Origin of the sequence: Clostridium psychrophilum (assembly GCF_018861705.1) — a bacterium.
Taxonomy (GTDB): domain Bacteria; phylum Bacillota; class Clostridia; order Clostridiales; family Clostridiaceae; genus Clostridium_AD; species Clostridium_AD psychrophilum.
Genome location: NZ_JAHLEC010000015.1, coordinates 1 through 13,859, shown reverse-complemented (window position 1 = coordinate 13,859; position 13,859 = coordinate 1). Strand labels below are relative to the sequence as shown.

13 protein-coding genes and 1 riboswitch are annotated in these 13,859 nt (G+C 29.0%); of the genes, 11 read left to right on the top strand and 2 right to left on the bottom strand.

Annotated elements, in window-relative coordinates; all coding sequences use genetic code 11:
- Positions 1 to 11: 11 nt before the first annotated feature.
- From glgA to KPL38_RS05340, 7 genes are all read left to right on the top strand, one after another.
- On the top strand, positions 12 to 1,445 hold the full coding sequence (gene glgA, locus KPL38_RS05370) for a glycogen synthase GlgA (RefSeq protein ID WP_216287915.1): 1,434 nt from the start codon (positions 12 to 14) through the stop codon (positions 1,443 to 1,445).
- A 45-nt stretch (positions 1,446 to 1,490) separates the two neighbouring features.
- Positions 1,491 to 3,920, top strand: a complete 2,430-nt coding sequence (locus tag KPL38_RS05365; protein WP_312884161.1) for a glycogen/starch/alpha-glucan phosphorylase — start codon at positions 1,491 to 1,493, stop codon at positions 3,918 to 3,920.
- A gap of 125 nt (positions 3,921 to 4,045) precedes the next feature.
- Positions 4,046 to 4,147, top strand: a riboswitch (purine riboswitch).
- A gap of 135 nt (positions 4,148 to 4,282) precedes the next feature.
- On the top strand, positions 4,283 to 4,855 hold the full coding sequence (locus tag KPL38_RS05360; protein WP_216287913.1) for a xanthine phosphoribosyltransferase: 573 nt from the start codon (positions 4,283 to 4,285) through the stop codon (positions 4,853 to 4,855).
- Between the two features lie 6 nt (positions 4,856 to 4,861).
- Entirely contained in the window at positions 4,862 to 5,278 is a 417-nt protein-coding gene (locus KPL38_RS05355; protein WP_216287911.1) for a hypothetical protein, read from the top strand.
- Between the two features lie 156 nt (positions 5,279 to 5,434).
- Complete coding sequence (cbiG, locus tag KPL38_RS05350) at positions 5,435 to 6,424, top strand: cobalt-precorrin 5A hydrolase (protein WP_216287909.1); 990 nt, start codon at positions 5,435 to 5,437, stop codon at positions 6,422 to 6,424.
- Between the two features lie 236 nt (positions 6,425 to 6,660).
- A complete protein-coding gene (gene rpsA, locus KPL38_RS05345; protein WP_216287990.1) occupies positions 6,661 to 7,836 on the top strand; it encodes a 30S ribosomal protein S1 in 1,176 nt (391 codons plus the stop codon).
- A 260-nt stretch (positions 7,837 to 8,096) separates the two neighbouring features.
- Positions 8,097 to 8,501, top strand: coding sequence for an HNH endonuclease (locus KPL38_RS05340; RefSeq protein ID WP_216287904.1), 405 nt, complete (start codon positions 8,097 to 8,099; stop codon positions 8,499 to 8,501).
- A 119-nt stretch (positions 8,502 to 8,620) separates the two neighbouring features.
- Here the strand turns inward: KPL38_RS05340 and KPL38_RS05335 are convergent, their stop codons facing one another.
- Both KPL38_RS05335 and KPL38_RS05330 read right to left on the bottom strand, forming a co-directional pair.
- Positions 8,621 to 9,418, bottom strand: coding sequence for a metal ABC transporter permease (locus tag KPL38_RS05335; RefSeq protein ID WP_216287903.1), 798 nt, complete (start codon positions 9,416 to 9,418; stop codon positions 8,621 to 8,623).
- A gap of 9 nt (positions 9,419 to 9,427) precedes the next feature.
- Positions 9,428 to 10,087 carry a metal ABC transporter ATP-binding protein gene (locus tag KPL38_RS05330; protein WP_216287902.1) on the bottom strand — a complete coding sequence of 220 codons (660 nt, stop codon included), beginning with the start codon at positions 10,085 to 10,087 and terminating at the stop codon, positions 9,428 to 9,430.
- A gap of 310 nt (positions 10,088 to 10,397) precedes the next feature.
- On the opposite strand from KPL38_RS05330, the gene KPL38_RS05325 reads away from it, so the two are divergent.
- The 4 genes from KPL38_RS05325 (at position 10,398) to cobS (ending at position 13,513) form a co-directional block, all read left to right on the top strand.
- A complete protein-coding gene (locus tag KPL38_RS05325; RefSeq protein WP_246577825.1) occupies positions 10,398 to 10,658 on the top strand; it encodes a DUF3892 domain-containing protein in 261 nt (86 codons plus the stop codon).
- A 369-nt stretch (positions 10,659 to 11,027) separates the two neighbouring features.
- Positions 11,028 to 12,110 (top strand): nicotinate-nucleotide--dimethylbenzimidazole phosphoribosyltransferase, encoded by a 1,083-nt coding sequence (gene cobT / locus KPL38_RS05320; RefSeq protein ID WP_216287900.1) that lies wholly within the window; start codon positions 11,028 to 11,030, stop codon positions 12,108 to 12,110.
- Between the two features lie 18 nt (positions 12,111 to 12,128).
- Entirely contained in the window at positions 12,129 to 12,716 is a 588-nt protein-coding gene (cobC, locus tag KPL38_RS05315; protein WP_216287899.1) for an alpha-ribazole phosphatase, read from the top strand.
- 44 nt (positions 12,717 to 12,760) lie between these two features.
- The gene (gene cobS / locus KPL38_RS05310; RefSeq protein WP_216287989.1) at positions 12,761 to 13,513 is read left to right on the top strand and encodes an adenosylcobinamide-GDP ribazoletransferase; all 753 of its coding nucleotides are present in this window, start codon (positions 12,761 to 12,763) and stop codon (positions 13,511 to 13,513) included.
- Positions 13,514 to 13,859: the final 346 nt, after the last annotated feature.

Here is a 13,859-nt window from a genome sequence, read left to right as displayed (position 1 = left end):
GGGGTGAAAGCATGAAAGTATTATTTGTAGCTTCAGAAGCATATCCATTTATAAAAACTGGAGGTCTTGGTGACGTTGTTTATGCATTACCTAAAGCCCTTAGAAAACTTGGCATTGATGCAAGAGTAATTATACCTAGATATAATAGCATTCCTTTGTCATTTAAAAATTGTATGGAGAATATAGCCTCTTTTAATGTGGAAGTAGGATGGAGAAAACAATATTGTGGATTAGAATATTTAACTTATGATGATGTGCCATACTATTTTATAGATAATGAATATTATTTTAAAAGACCGCAGATATACGGATATTATGATGATGGTGAAAGGTTCTCTTATTTTTCAAGGGCTGTACTAGATTCTATAAAATATATGGGAGATTTTGTGCCAGATATTATTCATTGTAATGATTGGCAGACTGGAATTTTGCCAGCTTTGCTTAAAGAAAACTATAGTTATGATACATTGTATAGTAAAATTAAAAGTGTATTTACTATACACAATTTACAATATCAAGGAATATTTCCAAATGAAATATTAGGGGATATAATAGACTTGGATCGTGAGTATTTCAATGATGATGCACTTAAGTTTTATGATAGTGTTTCATTTATGAAAGGTGGAATTGTTTATTCAGATGCTGTGACTACTGTAAGTAAGACTTATGCTAAGGAAATTCGTACCCCATTTTATGGTGAAAGATTAGATGGATTATTATCTTCAAAAGCTGATAAATTATATGGCATAGTAAATGGTATAGACTATGAATTATACAATCCTAAAGTTGACAAAAAAATATTATATAATTATGATGCTCTAAATATTGGAGAAAAGGTTAAGAACAAATTAGAACTTCAAGAACAACTAGGATTTACTGTGTGTGATGAGATACCTATGATAGGTATTGTAACTAGACTAGTAAAACAAAAGGGTCTAGATTTAATCGTAGATAAACTTCAAGAATTGCTAAGTCTTCCTATTCAAATTGTGTTACTTGGTAATGGTGACGGATATTATGAAGATATATTCAGATATTATGCATCTATTTATCCAAGCAGGATATCAGCAAACATTCTTTTTGATGAGAAACGTGCACAACAAATATATGCTGCTTCAGATATGTTTTTGATGCCATCATTATTTGAACCTTGTGGTATTGGGCAACTTATAGCGTTAAAATATGGAAGCATTCCAATAGTTCGTGAAACTGGAGGGTTAAAAGACACTATTATTCCTTATAATAAATATACCGGGAAGGGCAATGGTTTTTCTTTTAGCAATTATAGTGGTGAAGAATTATTGGATACAATAATTAAAGCTCTTGAATTATATAGTGATAAAGCAGCCTGGAATAAGTTAGTTCAAAATGCCATGAGTTCAAATAATAGTTGGGAAACTTCAGCAAAAAACTATATGGATTTATATAGCAATCTAATAAAATAGGTTTTAGAAATATGTAAATTCAAAAATTGCTAGGTGGTGAATGTTGTGGTAATTGATAAAGAAATGTTCAAAATAGATTATATAGAAAAACTTCAAACCATGTTTGCAGAGGATGTTAATGATGCATCGTCATTACATCAATATTTAGCTCTAGGCGCTATCGTAAAAGATTATTGTTCTAAGCCATGGATAGATAGCAATAAAGAATATGGTAAAAGTAGAGAAAAACAAGTGTATTATTTCTCTATGGAATTTTTAGTTGGTAGATTACTTAATAGTAATTTGGTTAATTTAGGGATAAAGGATGTATGCAATGATGCACTTAAGGAGTTAGGAATTAATTTAATAGAAGTAGAGGATGTAGAATTAGATGCTGGGCTTGGTAATGGAGGCCTAGGACGATTAGCTGCATGTTTCCTTGATTCTATGGCATCAACTGAGATACCAGGACATGGTTGTGGTATTAGATATAAATACGGACTATTTAAACAGAAAATAGAGAATGGTTATCAAGTTGAAGTTCCTGACAATTGGCTAAAAAATGGTAATGCATGGGAAATAAGAAAAGAAAGTAAATCTGTAGAAGTAAGATTTGCAGGAGATGTGCATTTAGAAGAACAAGATGGGGTAACAAAGGCTATTCATCAAAATTATGATGTTGTAAAAGCTGTACCATATGATACTCCAGTAAAGGGATATAAGAATAATACTGTAAATACATTGAGACTTTGGAGCGCGGAAACTATGGATGAGGATTTTGATTTCTCATCATTTAGCCAAGGAGATTATGCAAAAGCAGGAGAAAAAAAATATTCGGTAGAAGCTATTTCGCAAGTTTTATATCCAGATGATAGTTATGATAAAGGGAAATTATTGAGGTTAAAGCAAGAGTACTTTTTTGTAAGTGCTGGACTTCAAAGTATTTTAAGAAATTATAAAAAGAAAAAACTTTCTCTTCTCGAGTTTGATAAACATGTGGCTGTTCAAATAAATGATACTCATCCGGCTGTGGCTGTGGCAGAATTAATGAGGCTGCTAATAGACGAGGAAAACTTATCTTGGGACGATGCATGGAATATTACAACTCAGACTATGGCATATACTAACCATACAATTATGGCAGAAGCATTAGAAAAATGGTCTGTTGGGCTGTTTAAAAAATTACTTCCACGTATTTATATGATTGTTGAAGAAATAAACAGACGTTTTTGTAATGAAGTGTATCATAGGTACAATGGAGATTGGAATAAAGTAAACAATATGTCTATTATTTATGATGGATATGTGAGAATGGCTTATCTTGCTATTGTGGGGGGTCACTCTGTTAATGGAGTTGCAAAGCTTCATACAGAATTATTAAAACATCAAGAACTTTCCAACTTTTATGAATTTTTTCCTGAAAAGTTTAATAATAAAACTAATGGTATAACTCATAGAAGATGGCTTTTAAATTGTAATTCGCAGCTTTCAAAACTTATAACAGAGACTATAGGTAACGGATGGATAAAGTCCCCAAATGAGCTTAATAAATTAATGGACTATGCGAAGGACACTGATTTTCAAGAGAAAACACATAATATAAAAATTAATAATAAAATGAAATTTTCAAACTATGTAAAGTCAGATTGTGGAATTTCAATTGATCCTAGTTCAATATTTGATGTGCATGTAAAAAGGGCACATTCATATAAAAGGCAAACTTTAAATGTGCTTCATATAATGAATTTGTATAATGAACTTCTTGAAAATCCAAATTTAGATATGGTTCCAAGAACTTTTATTTTTGGTGCGAAAGCGTCGCCTAGTTATTATATAGCAAAACAAACTATAAAACTTATTAATACTTTGGCAAGCAAGATAAATAATGATCCTATAGCACGTGGTAAAATAAAAATATTGTTTATGGAGAATTATGGAGTATCACTTGCTGAGAAAATTATTCCTTGTGCTGATGTTAGTGAACAGATTTCTACTGCATCAAAGGAGGCATCTGGAACTGGTAACATGAAATTTATGATGAATGGTGCTATAACTATTGCCACTTTGGATGGTGCTAATGTAGAAATATTTGATGAGGTTGGAAAAGAAAATATTATATTATTTGGTCTTACATCAAAAGAGGTAATAGAGTATTACAGGAATAAAAGTTATAATTCTTATGATATATATAATAGTGATGAAAGAGTTAATAAAATACTAAATCAATTAATAAATGGATTTTTAGGAACACCTACAATGGAATTTATGGGTATATATGATAGCTTATTATCACATAATGATGAATATTTTGTACTTAAAGATTTTGATTCTTATATAAAAGCTCACAAAAAAATAGATAGGTTATATAGGCAAAAATCTACTTGGCAACAAATGTCCATCATAAATATAGCAAAATCCGGTATATTTTCAAGCGATAATACAGTGAAGAAATATGCAAAAGAAATCTGGGGTACACCCCCAGTTCATATTAAGTAACAACTATATAAAAATGCCATACTAGATAATTATCTAGTATGGCATTTTTAAAATACATATTGATTAAACAAAAAAAATGTTGTAATATTATTATAAGATATAAATAAGAACGACTAATAAGGAACAAAATTTAATATTTGCAAACTCATATATGCTTAGTGATATGGTCTAAGCGTTTCTATCAAGTAACCGTAAAGTACTTAACTATGGGTGTTTTAATAAAAATATGGAAATAATTTATGGATAATTATTCTTATATAAAAATTTATTATAAACTCCTAAGTTGACGTATTAACTCGTTTACTAGGTTTTTTTTATTTGAAAGGTATAAGTCAAATTACAATTAGTAAAGGAGAAGATGTATGGAAGCACTAAAGAATAAAATAATAAATGAGGGTATAGTTATAGGCAGTGAAATTTTAAAAGTTGATAGTTTTCTTAATCATCAAATTGATATAGAACTTTTAAATGAAATTGGACAAGAATTTAAAAAAAGATATTTTGGCAGTGATATTACAAAGATATTAACAGTAGAAGCATCTGGTATAGGAATAGCATGTATTGTGGCACAATACTTTAATAACATACCTGTAGTTTTCGCAAAAAAGAATGATGCAACTACAATGGACAAAAATGTATATGAAGCTGATGTGTTCTCTTTTACAAAAAATAAGAACTATAAAATAAGGACTAGCAAAAAGTATATAAAAAAAGAAGATAAAATTTTAATAATTGATGACTTTTTGGCTAATGGTAATGCAGCATTAGGACTTATAAAAATTGCAAGGCAAGCTGGAACGGAAGTTGTTGGCATAGGAATTGTAATTGAAAAAGCATTCCAAAATGGGAGAAAATGTATAGAAAAGGAGGGTGTTAAGGTAGAGTCACTAGCAATAATAAAATCGTTACAAGATAATAAGGTTGTTTTTAAATAAAAATTAATGATTATTGTTTATTTAAAAATAAGACTTAACAATGAAAAAGAAGAAATCTATGTGTTTATATGTGGAAATTGGGACGCAAGAAGTAAGCTCATGAACAGGCTGTTAGGAATATACACTCCTGATGCCGGTTCTATTTTTATTTACAGAAAAAATATGAATTTTACTTTTCCCAAAGATGCTATTAAGGCCGGTGTAGGAACGAGTTATCAACATTTCAAGTTAGTTGTAGAAAGGACGGCTAGGCAAAACATATTATTGGGTAAAAATAGACGGCTATTCTTAAGTGGAACTTTATGTGGAATTTCAGGTGATGACTTTATGCTTATTGTGGTTATTAATTATGGTGGGACAGTTAATAACTTTATGATTTTTTTTAGAATTATTATTAATCGTCCCTACTTAATTATTAAATAATATTAAATAAAATAAGAATATATAGTCATTAATAATGAATATAGGTTAATTGTCTCCAATAATATTGTATTGTCTCCAATAATATTGTATTATCTGCAAATATTTTTGTGTTTTTTGTATAATCATAGTATGATATATAATAGGAATGGTGAAAAAATGAAATATGCAGTTATTACATTTACTAAAGAAGGAGACAAAATTGCGCAAACTCTAGCTTTGAGCATTAAATTTGATTTATATTCTAAAAAAAATGAAACTAATTTTAATTTTAAAGAGGTTAGTAAAAAGGTAATGCAAAGTTATAAAGGAATTATTTTTATAAGTTCTACAGGAATTGCAGTTAGAGCTATAGCGCCATATATAAAAAGTAAGAATCTAGATCCTGCAGTGTTAGTTATAGATAATTCTTGTAATTATGTTATAAGTCTTTTAAGTGGTCATTTAGGGGGGGCAAATGAGCTCACACTAGAGATTAGTAAAATTCTTCATGCACAACCTGTAATAACTACGGCTACAGATAATTTAGGTATTACTGCTCCAGACATGGTGGCTAAAAATAATGGACTTATTATTCTAGATCTTAAAAAAGCAAAAGATTTAACTGTTCTTTTAATAGAAGGTAAAAAAATTGGCTTTTTTGATGAAAAAGGAATAATAAAAACTCCTACTGGATATAGTAGTAATTTAGAGGATATTAGCGGATTATTATGTGTTTGTAGTAAAGAAAGTATTAATAAGAAAATAATAGCAAATACAACACCTACGCTTAAATTAATAAGAAAAAATGTAATACTCGGAATAGGATGCCGAAAAGATTTTTCATCTAAAAAAATGAGGCAGACAGTAATCAGGATTCTTAAAGAATACAATATAGATATTGTGACTGTAAAATATATATCAACTGTTTCCTTAAAAAAAGATGAGGTAGCAATAAAAGAATTAGTTGAATATTTTAAGTGTCAGCTTAAAATATTTACAATAGAAGATATAATGCAAATACAAAATAAATTTTGTGGTAGTGATTTTGTAGAACAAACTATAGGGGTTAGAGCTGTTTGTGAACCGTGTGTAGAACTTTGTGGAGCAAAAATCACAAAAAGTAAGATGAAATTGAGTGGTATGACTTTATGTATAGGCGAAGTATGATATAATAGAATAGATGCTTTAAAGAAACAAGGTACAAATAAGTGTATTTTAATAATAAGAAGGATTTCAATGAATATTTATAGAATGTAATAAAGTAGACTATAAATATTTTAAAGATAATATTAGTAGCAATTATATAATAAGAGGAGTGTATTTATATGACAACAGATAATAAAGAAGAAGTTACAATCAATGATACGACAGCAAATGGTGAAGAAAATGTTACCATGAAAGATATGACAACAGATAGCAACGAGGAAGTTACAATGAAAGAAGCAATGGCTAACACTGAGGATTCTAAAGATATAATTCATAGTGGAGAAGTTGTACAAGGAACTGTACTTTCTGTAAATGAAGAAGAAGTAGTTGTTAACATAGGATTTATGACTGATGGAGTTATACCAAAAGATGAAATATCAAATGAAAAAGATATAAATCTTACAGAAATGTTTAAGACTGGTGATGAAATTTCTGTATATATTATGAAAATTAATAATGGAGAAGGAAACGTGCTTTTATCTAAAAAAAGAGCAGATAGCTTAAAAATATGGGATAAATTCCAAGAAATTTTGGATGCAAATGGAACTTTAGAAGTAACAGTTAATGACATAGTAAAAGGTGGAGCTACAGCTTATATTGAAGGAGTTAGAGCATTTATACCTGCGTCACAAATGTCAGATGCATATATAGAAAATTTACAAGATTTTAAAGGTAAAACATTAGTAGTTAAAATAATTGAACTTGATAAAGAAAACAGAAACATAGTTTTATCTAGAAGAGTAATTGAAAAAGAAGAGAATGCAGTTAAAAGAGAAAAAATTTGGAATGAACTTAAAAAGGGTGAAAAGAGAAAAGGTACTGTAACTAGACTAGCTAAATTTGGTGCTTTTGTAGATTTAGGTGGCATTGATGGTCTTATTCATATTTCACAATTATCATGGAAAAGAGTTCAAGAACCATCAGAAGTAGTATCAGTTGGAGAAGAAGTAGAAGTTAATGTTTTGGATTTTGATAAAGAAAAGGGAAGAATTTCTCTTGGACTTAAAGATGAAGCAGGAAATCCTTGGAATAATATAACAACTACATACAAGTCTGGTGCTATAGTAGAAGGAACTGTTGTAAAACTAATGGATTTCGGTGCTTTTGTACAACTTGAATCAGGAGTAGAAGGACTAGTTCATTTATCAGAAATATCAGAGGAACGTATAGCAAAAGTTTCTGACGTATTAAAAGTTGGAGAAGTTGTAAAGGTCAAAATTGGTGAAATCAATGAAAAAGATAGAAGAATAAGCCTAAGTATTAAAGAAGCAGCAAGAGGAAATGAAGACTTTTCAGACTATAAGCAAGAAGAACAAGGTGGAGTAACTTTAGGAGATATATTAGGAGATAAATTAAAAAACTTTAAATTCTAATAAAAGTTTTATGTTCTAAAAAATTATAAATCTGAGTATATATTACGAGGCAAAACAATTAATAATTGTTTTGTCTCGTAATACTTTAACGACATCTCTTTCAGAGATGTTACAGCGACCCAGGAGATGATTTAACGATATTTCAGAAGGACGGTCTTCAATTTAAACTATCCTAGCAAAAATAAGACTTCAGTAGGTTTCTAAACATCCTTTTGAAGTCAGTGCTATGAAGGTCGAGATGATTTAAGGAGGATATAATATTGCTAAAGTGTGAAATATGTGGAAAGCCAGCAGATAAACATCATATAGTTTATAAGAGCCAAGGAGGCATCGAATTTACACTTAACTTTAGATATCTTTGTACGCAGCATCATAGAGGAGAATTAGGACCTCATAAGAATAGAAGGTTAGATTTAGAATATAAACTTGATATGCAGAGAAAACTTGAGAATATTTTAATTAATGAATTTTATTCTACGGGTGAAATAGAAGATTTGCTTAAAATAAATAAGGGAATTATCAAAAGATTATTTAAAGAATATAAGATAAGTGATAAGGGTTATAAAAAAAGTGATATTATTTTTAAGCTTATGGGTAGAAAAAGATATGATGATAAGATGATTTCAGAGGCGAAAGTGTTAGAAAAAGATATTAATTTAAAATGACTTAAATTCATATTGATATTAAAAAAACTATGAAGCTATAAAACCAATTCATAGTTTTTTTGAATGCTTAATTTATGTTTAATTTCTAATTGTTGTTAAATAAACGGTGAAATTAATAATTAAACTTTAGACAATAACTTTTTGAAACCAATTATAATAACTAAGACAAATACGGATGTAAGAGCTATAGTTCCTCCTGGAGCACAGTTTATATAATATGATATAACGAGCCCTAATATTATGTCAATAAACCCAAACATAATTGAATAAATTAGAGTTTGTTTAAAACCTTTATTTAGTTGCAAAGATGTGGCTACAGGTAATGCTATCATAGAGGACATAACAAGTATTCCGAGTATTCTTAAAGATACCGAAATAGTAGCCCCTACAAGAAGAGCGAAAACATAATTGATTACCTTAACCTTTACACCAGAAACTTTAGCACTTTCTTCATCAAAAGTAATATACAACAATTGATTATATAGAGAAAGTAAAGTTATTATGGAGATAATACTTAGCACTAGCATTATGTATAAATCAGTTTTTGTAACTGTTAAAATGCTTCCAAATAAATAAGAATTTACATTAGCCCCTGCTTTACCTGTGCTTAATAATGTTATTCCGATACCTACACTAAAGGTGAGTACAATTGCTAATATTAATTCTGCGTATTTTTTATAAAAATCTCTTAAAAATTCAATAGATAAACCACATAGAGCTGTAAAAAAGAATGCACAAAGTATAGGATTATACCCGAAAACTAAGCCGATTGCTACACCTGCAAATGAAGCATGGGACATAGTATCTCCCATCATGGAGTATCTTTTTAATACAAGAAAAACGCCTACAATTGGAAATAGAATAGAAATTAAAACTGAGGCAATTAAAGCATTTTGCATAAAACCATATTCAAACATAAGGTAATGTTAACCCCTTTCTTTAATTATTTTATTTTTATAATTTTGTATAGTATAAAGAATTCCAGTACCATTACTCATTTCAAAAATATCTGTTGAATTTTCAAGAGCAGCTTTTATGTTATGTTCAACAGAAATAACTGTAATACCTAGGTTCATATTTAATACTTTAATAATTCCATATATATCTTCCATACTTTGAACGTCTATACCTGTAGAAGGTTCGTCTAAAATCAATAACTCAGGATTACCGATTAAACTTCTAGCAATAAAAATTTTCTGTTGCTGTCCGCCTGAAAGATTTCCAATGAGAGTATGAGTATGGCTTTCCATACCTACTGCTTGTAGACTTTTTAAAATTAAACTTTTATCTTTAAGTTTTAATACCTTTCTGTGACAATTCAGCATCTCATAAACGGTTATAGGAAACTGAGCATTAAAATTTTCAACATTTTGGGCTACATATGCTATTTTAGATGTATGTATAATAATTTCGCCACTAGTAGGTTTTAATAAATTTAATATTAATTTAATTAAAGTACTTTTGGAACTACCATTTTCACCTAAAATTGAAACGTAGCTACCTTTTTCAATTTTAAGATTAACATTATTAAGTATATAGGGTTTTGAATTTGTATATGTAAAACATAAATTTTTTATGTTAATCATTTAAATCCTCCTTATTAATTCTTAGATTAATAACTATTAATTATTACAAAAGAATTATGCAAAATTGGCAATAATAATATGTATAAAATAATAGTAGCAATAAATAGTATACACCTAAATGCGAATAACTTGCAATAACCATTTTAATATTATTGACCAATATTTATAAAAATATATCTCATAAAATCTATATAATTGGTAAAACTGTATATGATGATACTTTATTTTATAGCATATTTAATATTGCTTGAGTATTTTTCAATAAAAAATGTGTATTTATATGCATTTAATGAGGAAAGGTAGTGTTATTATGAGTAAAAACGAAGGCTTCACCCATGCAATTAGTAGAGTAGCAAAGGACAGTCAAGGAGAAATCACGGCCTATGAGCTTGAAAATGGAGAAATAGTTTCAAAAGAACAAGCTGTATTACTTGCAAAACAAGGGAATATAAGTGGGGTATCTGTATCAACTTCCCAAAAAGGTGAAGAATTTCTAAGAAGTTTGCCAGATCAAAATAAAGGAAACAATTTAGATAGTCTGCCTGTTATAGATGATAATGATATATATTAACAAATAATATTTATACAAAAAAGCGAAGACAGTTGGTTGTCTTTGCCTTTTTGTTTTAGAGGTTATTTTGGACAAGCATGAATGGGTAATAATTGGGCAAGCACAATTGGGGACGGTTAATAACTAATAAACTTCTTTAATTAGATAAGTAAATAGTAAGGGACGGTTAACAATTAATAAACATTCGTTTATAGAGCAATTGGTAATTATCCTTGAAAAAGTTTTTCCTTTGGAATACTATAAGGTATATCTAAAAAGATTTACATTACAATTAGAATTATGAATAGGATTATTATATGAAAATGATTTTCCTTCCTTATTATATAATATTTTTGTAATAGACTTAGACTAGCAGGGGGGATAAACAGATTGAAAATTTTAACAAATACATTAAAGTGCATTGAACCACTAAATAAAGAAGCTATTAGAAATGCAAGTGATAGACTTGATAGTTTAACAAAACCTATTGGGAGTCTTGGTGAAATAGAAAATATTATAGCAAGGATGGCTGGGATTACTGGTAAGGTGCATAATAAGATTAAAAAGAAGAATATAGTTATAATGTGTAGCGACAATGGAGTTATAGTAGAGGGAGTTTCTAATTGTCCCAAAAGTGTAACAGCTACAGTTACTAATAATTTTACAAAGGAAATTACAGGAGTATATGTTTTATCAAAATTTGCTGGGAGTGATATTACAGTTGTAGATGTAGGTGTTGATGCGGATTTTAATAATGATAAAATTATAAACAAGAAAGTTGCCTATGGTACCATGAATATGATGAAGGGACCTGCAATGACTAAAGAACAAACAATTAAGGCTATTGAAGCTGGAATTACGACAGTTGATGATTTAGTAGCTAAGGGGTATGATTTATTTGGAACTGGTGAAATGGGCGTAGGGAATACAGCCACAAGCTCAGCTATTTTAAGCGTTTTTTCCGGATTAGATGTAGATATTACAGTGGGTAAAGGATCTGGAATTACACAGGAACAATATATTAATAAAAAGAGAGTAATTAAGAAATCTATTGAAATTAATAGGCCTGATAAAAATGATGTTATTGATGTGCTTTCAAAGGTTGGTGGATTTGATATTGCAGGATTATGTGGTTGCTTTTTATCGGCGGCTAAAAACAGAGTACCAATAGTGATTGATGGCTTTATATCATCAGCAGCAGCCCTGTGTGCTTATAAATTAAATCCATTAGTGATAGGATACATATTCGCATCCCACTTATCTGCTGAACCTGGAGCGGCTTTTATTATGAATGAAATGGGATTAAAACCAATGCTGAATTTGAATATGAGATTAGGAGAAGGGTCAGGTTGTCCTCTTGCTTTTAATATAATTGAGGCAGCACTGTTTACAATGGATAATATGGGAACATTTGAAGATGCGGCACTTGATAGCAGAAAGTATATTGATATAAGGAAAAATGCCATAGGGTAAAGTATAGGTGTAAAATATATGAATATTTATTTATTAAGGCATGGTCAGACGGAAGAAAATAAAAAAGGTTCTTATTATGGTAATATGGATATAAGTTTAAATGAGATTGGAATAAGTCAAGGAATTAAAGCCAGAGCTTTCTTTAATGATATAAAATTAGACAGAGTATATGTTAGCAATAAAAGAAGAACATTAGAAATGGCAAAGCTAGTTTTAGGACAACAAGATATTGTTGTTATACAGGATGGTAGAATAAATGAAATTAATTTTGGAGATTTTGAAGGAAAAACCTATGATGAAATTGTGAAACTTTATCCCAAAGAAAGCATATGTTGGCATGACAATTGGAAGGAATTTGAACCGCCTAATGGAGAAAGTTATATTAAGTTATGCGAAAGAGTTAAAAAATTTATGGAAGATATAAAAAAATTAGAAAATGAGAATATATTAATATGTGCTCACTCAGGAGTTATAAGAGCTATATATTGTTTTATTATGAATGAAAACATAGATTTGTTTTGGAAATTTGGCTGTAAAAATGGTGATATAAGTATTATCAAATATGAATATGGTAATTTATATATTGACGCAATTATACATAATTAGAAAAGAGGTGGGCTTTGCAAGGAGAATCCTTGCAAGCAACTATAATGAGAGAATATTTAAATGATTTTTTACTTTTTTTTCAATTTTTTACACGTATACCTATAAATAAAAGTTTGAACTGTGATAAAGAAAATTTCAGACGGGGATCTGTATTTTTCCCTGTGGTAGGATTATTTATAGGTATTGTACAGTGGGTAATTTATTATTTGTTAATAAAAGTTTTACCAGTTAATATTACTGCAGTATTTGTAGTTATTATACCAATAGTTATTACTGGGGGTTTACATGTGGATGGATTTGGAGATACATGTGATGGTTTCTTTTCATTAAAGGGTGATAAACATAAAATAATAGAAGTTATGAAGGATAGCACAGTAGGTACATATGCTACAATCGCTATAGTGTTTGATTTGTTAGCAAGATATGAGGCTGTGAACACTATTATAGGAATAAATTTGCCGCTTATATTAATTGCGACACCAATAATTGCAAGATTTACTGTCGTTTTTATATCCTTTATAGGTAAAAATGCCAAAGAAACAGGTTCGGGAAATATATTTATTGGTAATATTGATGTGAAAAGGCTAGTTATATCAGGTGTTATAACTATTTTACTTGCAACTTCATTAATAGGAATTAAAAAAAGTGCTATATTGATAATTTCAGGGCTATTTTTAAGTTTCTTGTTTAATAAGTTTTGTGAAAGCAAAATTACAGGACTTACAGGAGACAGTCTGGGAGCAAATAATGAATTAGTTGAAATTTTAACTATGATTTTGTTTATAGCGATGAGCTAGTATGTTTCATTGTCTTGTTTATAAAAGGGACGGTTAATAAGAATTTATATATTTAATTCGACATAATTAGATCCATATATTTAATTACACAAGGTTAGATTACATACTTTTTTTGCTGTTTTAGTGTTCTTAATTAATAAATATGATATGTTGCTATGCTTGTCCTTTTTAATTATATTTTAATTAACTTTTTCTTGAAAAAATCAATAAAAATATATGAAAAACAAATAATATAATGATTATCCCACAAAAAGCTTGTAATTACTTCCAAACGTAGTAATTATGATATAATAATATCAAAATCAGTACGTAGAGGAGGATTACTATGTTTTGCAAAAATAACGTT